At 66.8% G+C, this 10796-nt stretch carries 9 protein-coding genes and 1 tRNA gene; all 10 read right to left on the bottom strand.

Annotated elements, in window-relative coordinates:
- Nucleotides 1-276: 276 nt before the first annotated feature.
- The 10 genes from ACPYN9_RS14275 to recO all read right to left on the bottom strand — a co-directional run bounded on the left by ACPYN9_RS14275 (nucleotide 277) and on the right by recO (nucleotide 10728).
- Nucleotides 277-349 (bottom strand) — tRNA-Asn (locus ACPYN9_RS14275).
- 97 nt (nucleotides 350-446) lie between these two features.
- Nucleotides 447-1454 (bottom strand): D-isomer specific 2-hydroxyacid dehydrogenase family protein, encoded by a 1008-nt coding sequence (locus tag ACPYN9_RS14270; RefSeq protein WP_424467209.1) that lies wholly within the window; start codon nucleotides 1452-1454, stop codon nucleotides 447-449.
- Nucleotides 1455-1460: 6 nt separating this feature from the next.
- Complete coding sequence (locus ACPYN9_RS14265) at nucleotides 1461-2468, bottom strand: ATP-binding cassette domain-containing protein (protein WP_424467208.1); 1008 nt, start codon at nucleotides 2466-2468, stop codon at nucleotides 1461-1463.
- Nucleotides 2469-2551: 83 nt separating this feature from the next.
- Complete coding sequence (dnaG, locus tag ACPYN9_RS14260; RefSeq protein ID WP_424467207.1) at nucleotides 2552-4525, bottom strand: DNA primase; 1974 nt, start codon at nucleotides 4523-4525, stop codon at nucleotides 2552-2554.
- On the bottom strand, nucleotides 4516-5814 hold the full coding sequence (locus ACPYN9_RS14255) for a deoxyguanosinetriphosphate triphosphohydrolase (protein WP_424467206.1): 1299 nt from the start codon (nucleotides 5812-5814) through the stop codon (nucleotides 4516-4518). Before ACPYN9_RS14255 ends, dnaG begins: the two co-directional genes overlap by 10 nt.
- A 2-nt stretch (nucleotides 5815-5816) precedes the next feature.
- Nucleotides 5817-6971 (bottom strand): tRNA dihydrouridine synthase DusB, encoded by a 1155-nt coding sequence (gene dusB / locus ACPYN9_RS14250; protein ID WP_424467205.1) that lies wholly within the window; start codon nucleotides 6969-6971, stop codon nucleotides 5817-5819.
- A 79-nt stretch (nucleotides 6972-7050) separates the two neighbouring features.
- Nucleotides 7051-7659, bottom strand: coding sequence for a DUF4352 domain-containing protein (locus ACPYN9_RS14245; protein ID WP_424467204.1), 609 nt, complete (start codon nucleotides 7657-7659; stop codon nucleotides 7051-7053).
- Nucleotides 7660-7669: 10 nt separating this feature from the next.
- Nucleotides 7670-9049 carry a glycine--tRNA ligase gene (locus ACPYN9_RS14240; protein WP_424467203.1) on the bottom strand — a complete coding sequence of 460 codons (1380 nt, stop codon included), beginning with the start codon at nucleotides 9047-9049 and terminating at the stop codon, nucleotides 7670-7672.
- A gap of 69 nt (nucleotides 9050-9118) precedes the next feature.
- Nucleotides 9119-9922 (bottom strand): isoprenyl transferase, encoded by an 804-nt coding sequence (locus tag ACPYN9_RS14235; protein WP_424467202.1) that lies wholly within the window; start codon nucleotides 9920-9922, stop codon nucleotides 9119-9121.
- On the bottom strand, nucleotides 9919-10728 hold the full coding sequence (gene recO / locus ACPYN9_RS14230; protein WP_424467201.1) for a DNA repair protein RecO: 810 nt from the start codon (nucleotides 10726-10728) through the stop codon (nucleotides 9919-9921). Before recO ends, ACPYN9_RS14235 begins: the two co-directional genes overlap by 4 nt.
- Nucleotides 10729-10796 lie beyond the last annotated feature (68 nt).

The following is a 10796-nucleotide window of genomic DNA, read 5'->3' as shown; positions in this document are numbered from 1 at the left end:
TAACCCACATCCTCACGGAGGTTTTCGTTTCCCTCAAACCATCAAGCGTTCACAACGTCCCAGGTCAATACACCTAGCGAGCACACTCGAACGGAGGCCTGTCCTGCGCGCGTCATCAACGCAGGGCAGGCCTCCCGGCGGTTCACCCTCGACGTTCCATCGCGTGTGCACTGCACTCCGGCGGTGCCACACAACACGGCCGGTCGTCTGCTTCAGATCGGAAGAAGAAGAGCCGCAGACCCTCCGCGTTGGAGGGGCATGCGGCTTTTCGAACAGCTCCCTGAGATGGACTCGAACCATCAACCTGCCGGTTAACAGCCGGCTGCTCTGCCAATTGAGCTATCAGGGATTGGCAACTCGAAGAGAATAGCAACACCTTGACCCGAATGCGAAATCGAGCGGCTGGCGTGTCGCGCTTGCTCCACGTGTGCTCCCGTGAGGGTGGCTCAGTACCCCTTGGCAGGGTCCGCGACGCCGACAAACCGACCCGTCGACACGAACGCCTCGACGTTTCGGCGCACACGCTCCCGCAGCAGCGGTTGCACCATCTCCGGGGTGTCCGCGCTATGCGGCGTGATGATGAGGCGGGGCGTATTCCAGAGCGGATGGCCGTCTGGAAGCGGTTCCGGGGACGTTACGTCAATGCCCGCCCCCGCGATCCATGATTCCTCCAGCGCCACCTGAAGGGCCTCCTGGTCGACCAGCGGGCCGCGCGCAATGTTGACGAGCACCGACGACCCCTTCATGGCACGCAGGCGATCCGCGTTGATGAGGCCACGCGTTCCGTCGGTTGCGGCCGCGGCGAGGATGACGACGTCGGCCTCCGGCAGCACCTCGTCGAATCTGTCCGCGGTCACGGTGCGGTCAGCACCAGCGACCGGCCGGTCACTGGCTCGGACGATCGTGGTCGTCACCCGGAAGGGCTTCAGCAGATCGAGGAGCTCGAGCGCGATCCCGCCGGCACCGACGATCACAACGTGGAGCCCGTAGAGGGAGGTCCCGGTCTTGGCCTCCCACGTGGTCGCCGTGACACGCCTCGGGAACTCGCGAAGCAGTCCCAAGGTCAGGGCGAGGGCATGCTCGGCGACGGGCTCCGCATACGCCCCCTTCGCTGAGGTGAAGACCACACCACGCTCGGCGTGCGGGCGCAACTTGGCCGCGAAGTTGTCGATGCCGGCAAACGGCAGCTGTACCCAGGTCACCTGCGGGTTGGCTTCGAGCGCGTCGATGAGCCCCTGGACCTTGGATGCGGAGAGGTAGACGATGCCGCGGGTCTCCGGTCCGAGCTCGACCAGCCGGCCACCGCTCGCGAGCACTGCTGCCTCGAACGGCTCAGCGTAGCTCGCGGGCAGCAGCGTCACAGCTCCAGGCTCGGGGCGCGCCGCCCCCTCGAGCACCGTCGATTCCTCCGCCAGCCTCGCCTGGTGCTGAACCTTCCCGCTGCCTGCGCTCATCCGTCTCTACTCCTTCTCGCTGCCGTTGTCTTCGGTGTGGAAGCGCGCGAACTCCGCACGCTGGGAAACCAGCTGGTCGCGGGCCGAGCGCTCCGCCTCTGCGTCAACCCGTTCTGGGTCTGGGTCGCCGAACAGTCCGTCTGCGACGAGATCCATCGCCGCCAGCGTCTCGCGCTCGACGAGACCAGGAAGCGGCGTGAGCGCGTACTCGCGCGCCTCGCGCATCCGCTTCAGGTAGGCGTGCTGCGGGTCGGCAAGCACGTCATCGATGGTGCCACGCGCGAGAACAAAGCCTCGGTCGAGCACCAGAACGTTCTTCGTGAGTCGCTCGATCGCACGCAGGTCGTGGCTGAGGAGAATCATCGTGCAGTTGCGCGCGACGTTGATGCGCTCGAGCAGACTGAACAGGGCCGGTCTCGCGATGATGTCGACGCCCTGCGCCGGCTCATCGACGACCAACACGCTCGGCTCCACGATGAGCGCCTGCGCGAACGCCACACGCTGTCGCTGGCCGCGAGAAAGCTCAAACGGAAACTTCCCGAGCATGCCGAGCTCGAGATCGACCGCGTCGATGAGCATCGCCGCCGCGCGCCCGAGCCGCTTGCGGTCGAAGGTGCGATCGCGAGACAGGATCGGCTCGGCGATGTTCTCGGCGACCGTCAGGTCGTTGCGGAGCTGATCCCCCGAATCCTGAGCCAGGTATCCGATGTCGAGATCGATGCGCCTGCGGTCAAGGCGGGAGGGGTGACGCAGGTCCATGCCCACGACCTCCAAGGTGCCGCCCGTGATGAAGGGCCACTCCCCCTTGCCGGACCTCCGGCGACCGGACAGGATGCGGCCAAGCGCTGACTTCCCTGACCCGGCAGTGCCGACGACACCCAGGATCTCCCCCGGCGCGAGCTCGAAGGAGATTCCGCTGACCGCCTCATGCTTACGATTGGACCCATGCTCGATGTATGAGATCGACAGGTCGTCGGCGACGACAGCCTGCTGGTGATCTGCACTCGTTGCCATGCCTGGTCTCCCCTTGCTGATGTCGGGGCCACGGGAACGTTCACGGCATACGTCATCCGCTAGTCCTGGCCCACCGCTCGAGCCTAGCCTTCTCGCAGCTCGCGCTTCTGATTCTCGATCGAGACGAGCTGTTCGTTCAGCGCCCTGAATCGATCGGGCTCCGTCCTGCCGTCCGTCCGCTGGAGTGCCCCGAGCAGCTCGGCCTTGCGGCGGAGCAGGTCGCGCTCGACCAGCGAAGCGCTCAGCGAGCGCACGTAGAGGTCGATCTGCTCGTCCTTATTGCCTGCGGGGATCGCGGCCATCGCGAGCTCCGTGACCAAGGTCGTGAAGGCTCTCGGGACTTCCTCGCCGATGCGCGTGAGCCACTCGACGGAACCCAGGGAATCGCGAGTCGCGACGATGCCATCGCGCACGGTCGCGAGGGACGCATTCGTGAAGCCTGCGGCCATGACCTGCTGGAACCGTTCGTCGGAAAGGCGCCGCGGATGCTGCAGCACGGCCATGAGCGTGTCACGCTCGAGCCGCGTCACGGGGTCGTTTGGTAGGTCGCTCATGCGCACCGCGCCCCCGCCGAAGTCGCTCGTGTCCGGCGGGAAATCGTAGCCGTCGCCATCGGGGAACGGCGGCTCTTCGTCGAAGTGCCCGGATGCTGGCGCATGCTGGGCGGGAACCCTGGACCGCTGGTCGCCGACCCGCGACGGCTGGCGAGCATCCGCCTGGCGTCGCGGGGCATTCTTGCTCGTCCCTCGTGCGGCACGCACTGCCTGCTCGACCTGCACGAGGTCGACGCCGAGCATCTTGGCGAGCTGCCGAGAGTACCCGGGTCGCATCGCGGGGTCGCGGATGCCCGCGACGACCGGGGCGGCCTGCCGGAGCGCCGCGACTCTGCCCTCGACCGTGTCGAGATCGTGCCCAAGCAGCTGCTGAGCGATGACGAACTCGTACATCGGCGTCGGGTGCTCGATGAGCTCGCGAACAGCGGCGTCGCCACGTGCGAGTCGAAGATCGCACGGGTCGAGGCCATCGCGGGCCACAGCGACGAACGTTTGCGCCACGAAACGCTGCTCTTCGGCGAAGGCTCGAAGTGCGGCCTTCTTCCCCGCTTCGTCCGGGTCGAACGTGAAAATCACCTGCCCGCCCGCGGATTCGTCGTCCATGATGCGACGCAGCACCTTGATGTGGTCGACGCCGAAGGAGGTGCCGCACGTCGCAACTGCGGTCTGCACACCGGCAAGGTGCGCCGCCATGACATCGGTGTACCCCTCGACCACGACGACTCTGTGCTGCTTCGCGATCTCACGCTTCGCGACATCGAGGCCGTAGAGGACCTGAGCCTTGTGGTAGATCGGCGACTCGGGGGTGTTCAGGTACTTCGGGCCCTTGTCGTCGTCATAGAGCTTGCGTGCGCCGAACCCGACCGTCTGACCCGAGGTATCGCGGATGGGCCACATGACCCGACCTCGGAACCGGTCGTAGCTGGACCCGCGCTCGTTGCTCGAGAGCAGGCCCGACTCCTTGAGCTCCGGGATCGTGAAGCCGAGGCCAATCAGGTGCCTGGAGAGGGAATCCCACCCCTGAGGGGCGTACCCCACGCCGAACATGGCCGCCGCGTTGGGGTCGAAGCCCCGCCCGCCGAGGAATTCGCGCGCGGCCGCCGCGCCTGGCGACTGCAGTTGCTCCCGGTAGTAAGACTCGGCCGCAGTGTGGGCCTGCAGAAGGCGGAGGCGCTTCGAATGATCGGGCGCCTGCCCGCCGTCTTCGTAGGTCAGCGCGTAGCCGAGGCGCCCCGCGAGCCGCTCGACCGCCTCCGAAAACGTGACGTGGTCGATCTTCTGCAGGAAGGTGAAGACGTCGCCGGATTCTCCGCAGCCGAAGCAGTGGTAGTAGCCGAGCTGCGGGCGGACGTGGAAGCTCGGCGTCCGCTCGTCATGGAACGGGCAGAGCCCCTTCTTCGAGCCGATTCCGGCGTTCTTCAGCGTGACATGGTCGCCGACGATCTCCGAGATGTCGGTGCGAGAGCGAACCTCTTCGATATCGCTCTTGCGGATCAGTGCCATGAAGCCACCCTAGACGGCACCTCCGACGCCGCAGCGAGCCGTTCGTGCCACACGAGGGCCCCCTTGTCTGTGAGGTTCGCCACCTGATCAACGACGACGCGCTTGCGCGTTGCGTCGTCCTCAGCAGCTCGGAAGTCGGCGGCGAACGCGGCGTCGAGGTGCTGGTCCCCCGTCTCCCAGAACATGTCGGAGAGCTCCACCAGGATCTTCCGCTGGTGCTCGTAGATAGGGCGACGCGCATCCAGCGACATCACGAATCCCGCGACGATGCCCTTTAACAGCGCGATCTCCGCGTGAATCCCCCGCGGCACCACGAGCGACGCGCGGTAGCGGATGAGGGACTCACCTGGCTGCGCCGCCCAGGTGGCGGCCGTCGCCGCCTTCGCGAACCTGCCGATGAGCTGCGACGTGAGGTTCTTGAGTCCGGCCTGCGCCACCCTCGAGCCGTCGTACTCGCGCATCCAGTACGGCTGCGCCTGCAGTCTGTCGAAGGCTTCGTCGAGCTCGTCCTCGGAGAACTTCGACCCCGACCAGTCGGCGGCCGCGTACAGGATGGCGGGCCGATTGGCCGGGTCATCGAGCTCGGGAAGCGACACGAAGGACTCCACGATCGCGTCCTCGAGATCGTGCACCGAGTACGCGATGTCGTCGCTGAGATCCATGACCTGGGCTTCGATGCTCGTCTGACCTTCCGGAGCGCCCTGGCGCACCCAGTCGAAGACGGCCACGTCGTCGGCGTAGACGCCGAACTTGCCCGTGCCGCGCGCAAGGCCGACTTCGCGCGTCCAGGGATACTTGCAGCTCGCGTCGAGGCTGGCTCGGGTCAGGTTGAGCCCGTAGTGCTGCCCGTCTGGTCCGAAGACCTTCGGCTCGAGTCGTGCGACGATCCGAAGCGTCTGCGCGTTGCCCTCGAAGCCGCCGATGTCTTGCGCCCACTCGTTCAGGGCTCGCTCGCCGTTGTGGCCGAACGGAGGGTGCCCGAGGTCGTGCGCAAGGCAGGCCGTGTCGACGATGTCTGGGTCCAGCTCGAGGGTGCCCGCGATCTCGCGACCCACCTGCGCCACCTCGAGCGAGTGCGTCAGTCGGTTCCGCGCGGCGTCGATCCCTGCCGTCGGCGAAAGCACCTGCGTCTTGGCCGCGAGACGGCGGAGCGCGCTGGAATGCACAAGCCTCGCCCGGTCCCGGGCGAAGGTGGACCGTCGTCGGTTCTCGTGATGCTCGGGCAGGTACCGCTCTCGATCGTGGTCGCCGTACGGGCTCCGGTCGATTGGCTCGGGGGGAAGGACCACCCTCAGCCTCCCGAGTGCGAGAGCTCGGCGGCGGCGATGTTCGCCTTCTGGTCGTCGTTCAGCTCACGGGACTCGAGCCAACGGTCAGGGAGCGATGGGCGCTTCGGGGTGCCGGCGCGACCGCGCGGGCCTTCCGCGTCCTGTCCCGGATACGGCTGGTCACGGTCGAGCTGCGCGAGCAGCCCGTCGAGCTCGTCGAGCGTCGACATGAGCGCAAGGCCCGAACGAACATCCGATCCCACCGGGTACCCCTTCAGATACCACGACATGTGCTTGCGCATCTCGCGGCAGGCGCGTGCCTCTTCCTGGTGGAACTCGGCGAGCAGCTCGGTGTGCCGACGGATCGCATCCGCCACTCCCCCGAGCGTCGGCTGGATGCGGTCAGGGTCGCCGCGGAACGCCGCCATGAGGTCTCCGAAGAGCCAAGGGCGACCGAGGCAGCCACGACCGACGACGACACCGTCGCAGCCAGTCTGCTCCATCATCTTCAGCGCATCCTCGCCTGCCCAGATGTCCCCGTTGCCGAGCACCGGGATACTCGTCACGGTCTCCTTGAGCTTCCCGATCGCGTCCCAGTCGGCGTGCCCCGAGTAGAACTGGGAAGCCGTCCGACCATGAAGCGCAACAGCGGCGACGCCAGCGCCCTCCGCGATCCGTCCAGCTTCGAGGTAGGTGAGGTGCTCGTCGTCGATGCCCTTGCGCATCTTGATGGTGAGCGGGATCTCGCCAGCGGCCTCGGCTGCCCCCTCGACGATGGACCGGAAGAGCGACGTCTTCCACGGGAGGGCGGCCCCACCGCCACGCTTCGTGACCTTCGGCACGGGGCATCCGAAGTTGAGATCGATGTGATCGGCTCGGTCCTCGGCCACGAGCATGGTGACCGCCTCGCGCACCGTTTTGGGGTCGACGCCGTACAGCTGGATGCTACGGATGTCCTCTGACTCGTGATGCTCGATGAGGCGCATCGTCACCGGCGTGCGCTCGACGAGGGCCCGGGACGTGATCATCTCGGAGACGTAGAGGCCCGCGCCGTACTCGCGACAGAGGCGGCGGAAAGCGGAGTTCGTGATGCCTGCCATGGGCGCGAGCACCACCGGAACGTCGAGAACCAGGGGCCCGATGCGCAGCGGCTTCGAGTCGAGTGCAGTCAAGGTCATAACCGACTGATTCTCGCAGGTCGAGGCGACTTTCGCACGCCCACGAGGCGGGACTGTGTGGGAGGCGCGCTCGGCTCTCTCAGATCGCGAGCTGCAGGCCTGGGGCCGGGGCGAATCGCAGCTCCATCGGCGCCGATGCGGACGCGGGGAGGTCGAACACGAGGTGGATGCGGGCCGTCGATCCGAGTGGGAGCTCCTTCGCGCCAGACTCCGTCAGTGGGAGATTCGTGTCGTAGGCCGTGATGTCCTCGTCCCCAGCAGCACGTGCACCGCCCGAGTCAGTGAGCTCAAACGCACTCCCGGCGACCAGGATGGGGGAAGCACTTCCGTTGCGAACCTCGACATCGACCACGCAGAACTGACCCGCGGCGGAAGCGCTACCGCCCTGCCAGTCGTGCTTCGGCAAGCCACACTGGATCTCGCTGGACGTGAGGCTCACCCCACCCACCTCGACGGTTCCGCGGGTTCCGAGTTCTGACCCTGAGGCGTTCCAAGGCACGGCGGACGCCGCGGCGCCGAGCACTGCGCCGCCACGGTCGGTCGCCCGGGCGGACACGATGGCGTAGGCGGCGACGGCAACGAAGACGGCGATCGACGCAGCGACCAGCGCTGCAACTCGCCACGAGCGGCCCGCCCGCGAGATCGCGGGCGGGCCGTCATGCCGAGCGGGACTGCTCCTGAATGTCAACGAACCGGGCTCAGGCCCCGAGCAGCCTGGCTGCGAGGTAGCCCTCGAGCTGGTCGAGAGCAACTCGCTCCTGTGCCATCGAATCCCGCTCGCGGACCGTCACGGCGTTGTCGTCGAGCGTGTCGAAGTCGACCGTGACGCAGAACGGCGTGCCGATCTCGTCCTGTCGCCGGTAACGGCGACCAATCTGCCCGGCGTCGTCGACGTCGATGTTCCAGTGCTTGCGCAGCTTGTCTCCCAGCTCACGGGCGACCGGACTGAGGCGCTCGTCGCGGCTGAGCGGAAGCACGGCGACCTTGACGGGCGCGAGGCGAGGGTCGAGTCGCAGCACTGTGCGGACGTCGACGCCGCCCTTCGCGTTCGGCGCCTCTTCTTCCACGTAGGAGTCGACGAGGAACGCCATCATCGAGCGGGTCAGGCCGAAGCTCGGCTCGATCACGAACGGCGTGTAGCGCTCGCCAGAAGCCTGGTCGAAGTAGTTGAGCCCGGTACCCGAGGCGGTGGAGTGCGAGGTGAGGTCGTAGTCGGTGCGGTTCGCGACGCCCATGAGCTCGCCCCAGCCGGACCCCTTGAACCCGAACTTGTACTCGAAGTCGATGGTGCCGGCGGAATAGTGCGCACGCTCTTCCTTCGGCACGTCGAAGCGGCGCATGTTGTCCGGGTTCAGGCCGAGGTCGGTGAACCAGCTCCAGCAGGCCTCAACCCAGTCTTCGAACCACTGCTGAGCCTCGTCCGGGTGCACGAAGAACTCGATCTCCATCTGCTCGAACTCGCGCGTGCGGAAGATGAAGTTTCCGGGCGTGATCTCGTTGCGGAACGCCTTGCCGACCTGCCCGATACCAAACGGCGGCTTCTTCCGAGACGTCGTCAGCACGTTGTTGAAGTTCACGAAGATGCCCTGCGCCGTCTCCGGGCGCATGTAGTGCAGGCCTGCCTCGTTGTCGACTGGGCCCAGATAGGTCTTGACCAGGCCCGAGAACAGCTGCGGTTCCGTCCACTGCCCCTTGGTCCCGCAGTCTGGGCAGACGATCTCGGACATCCCCTCCGGTGCCCGGTTCTTCTTGGCCTCGAAGGCCTCGACGAGATGGTCCTGCCGGTGGCGCTTGTGGCAGCTGAGGCACTCGACCAGTGGGTCGGTGAAGGTCGCGACGTGACCGGAGGCCTCCCAGACCGCCTTGGGCAGGATGATCGAGGAGTCGAGGCCGACCATGTCCGCACGACCACGAACGAAGGTCTGCCACCACTGCTTCTTGATGTTCTCCTTGAGCTCGACACCGAGCGGGCCGTAGTCCCACGAGGCGCGGGTGCCTCCGTAGATCTCGCCCGCCTGGAAGACGAAGCCGCGTCGCTTCGCGAGAGCGATGACCTTATCGAGCGTGGATTGCGCCATTGAGAGAAACTCCTGCTGAGGTGTCGAAGGCGAGCCCAGGGTCGTTCTCGCCGCAAGAGGTCAGTCTAGTCAGGCGTCGACCGGCGCGGTGGGCGCGTCGATGGCTCCGCCGAACCTCCGGTCCCTGCCCGCGTAGCGGCCGATGGCCTCCCACAGGTCCGTCCGCGAGAAATCGGGCCACAGCGTGTCGAGGAAACACATCTCCGCGTACGCGGCCTGCCACAGCAGGAAGTTGCTCGTGCGCTGCTCTCCACTTGAGCGAACGAACAGGTCAACGTCCGGCATCTCGGGGTCGTAGAGGTGCTTCGCGATCGTCTGCTCGGTGACCCGCTCCGGCCGGAGCCTCCCTGCGCGCACCTCCTCAGCAATCCGCTGCACCGCATCCGCAATCTCGAGCCGACCGCCGTAGTTGACGCACATGGTCAACGTCATCCGCGTGTTGCCCTCGGTGAGTCGCTCGGCAAGCTGCAGGTCTTTGATCACCGATTTCCAGAGGCGAGGTTCGCGACCGGCCCAGCGGATGCGGACCCCCCACTCGTTGAGCTGGTCTCGCTGGCGATGCAGGACGTCGCGGTTGAAGCCCATGAGGAAGCGCACCTCCTCGGGAGAGCGCTTCCAGTTCTCGGTCGAGAAGGCGTACGCGCTGAGGTGCTTCACGCCCACTTGGAGCGCCCCCGCGACGACGTCCAGCAGCGCTGCCTCACCGGCGCGATGTCCCTCGATGCGCGGAAGGCCCCGCTGGTTCGCCCAGCGCCCGTTCCCGTCCATGACCACTGCGACATGGGCGGGAACCTCCCCGGAGTCGAACTGCGGTGGGTAGACGCCGGTCCAGTCGACTGGCTTGAACTCCTGTGCCGGCCGTGTTCGGCTCATGCCTTCTCCTCGATGCTCGGCCCTCGGCCGTCGTGACTGGTGGAAACGCTGGGGACCGCCTGCTCGAGGCGCCCCAGCAGGCGATCGTGCTCGAGCACCTGCATGGATCGCAGCCTCTTCTCGAGGTACTGCTGCGAATACGCCGAGACGATACCGCTCGCCCGGGCCCGGGGCGGCGCATCGATGCTCTCCAGCGCTTCCCAGTCGCCCGCAAGCAACGCGCGCAGCGCCTCGACCGTGGGGCCGTCCACGCGAACGATCCCGGCCGGCGTGCAGCTCGAGCACACGACGCCGCCCAGCTGCACACTGAAACGCTCATGCGGACCCGGTGCACCGCACCTGGCGCAGGTGTCGAGGGTCGGAGCCCAGCCCGCCAGCGAAAGCGCCCGCAGCAGGTACGAGTCGAGCACATCCTGAGACGCACGTGCACCAAGCGTCAGGGCCCGCAACGCACCCACGACCAGCGTGTACTGCTGCGGAGACGGCTCCGCTTCCGCGATGCGCTCCGCAGCTTCCACGATGACCGAGGCGGTCGAGTAGCGCGCGTAATCGTCGACGAGGTCGCGGCCGTAGGCGGCGAGCGTCACAGCCTGAGTGACCGTATCGAGAGTGCGACCTGCGTAGCACTGCACGTCGACCACCATGAACGGCTCGAGCCTGGCCCCGAACTTCGACGACGTGCGTCGCACTCCGCGAGCGACGGCACGCACCTTGCCTCGGTCCTTGCCGAGCAGCGTCACGATGCGGTCAGCTTCACCGAGTCGCTGAGTGCGCAGGACGACTGCCTCGTCACGGTAGGTGGGCATCCACCAAGTATGAGCCTCGATCCTGCCAGCCCGTGCATCCACGCCCGCCGCGGCGAATCGCGTCGCTG

The organism is Pseudoclavibacter helvolus, assembly GCF_049707175.1.
Classification (GTDB): Bacteria; Actinomycetota; Actinomycetes; order Actinomycetales; family Microbacteriaceae; genus Pseudoclavibacter; species Pseudoclavibacter helvolus_A.
Note: the sequence above shows the minus strand (reverse complement) of the source record. Positions and strands in the feature narration are given on the sequence as shown.

What these genes read in the sequence shown, in the direction of transcription:
- ACPYN9_RS14270 (WP_424467209.1), bottom strand. Translation starts at nt 1,454, where the DNA reads ATGAGCGCAGGCAGCGGGAAGGTTCAGCACCAGGCGAGGCTGGCGGAG.
- ACPYN9_RS14265 (WP_424467208.1), bottom strand. Translation starts at nt 2,468, where the DNA reads ATGGCAACGAGTGCAGATCACCAGCAGGCTGTCGTCGCCGACGACCTG.
- dnaG (WP_424467207.1), bottom strand. Translation starts at nt 4,525, where the DNA reads ATGGCACTGATCCGCAAGAGCGATATCGAAGAGGTTCGCTCTCGCACC.
- dusB (WP_424467205.1), bottom strand. Translation starts at nt 6,971, where the DNA reads ATGACCTTGACTGCACTCGACTCGAAGCCGCTGCGCATCGGGCCCCTG.
- ACPYN9_RS14240 (WP_424467203.1), bottom strand. Translation starts at nt 9,049, where the DNA reads ATGGCGCAATCCACGCTCGATAAGGTCATCGCTCTCGCGAAGCGACGC.
- ACPYN9_RS14235 (WP_424467202.1), bottom strand. Translation starts at nt 9,922, where the DNA reads ATGAGCCGAACACGGCCGGCACAGGAGTTCAAGCCAGTCGACTGGACC.
- recO (WP_424467201.1), bottom strand. Translation starts at nt 10,728, where the DNA reads ATGCCCACCTACCGTGACGAGGCAGTCGTCCTGCGCACTCAGCGACTC.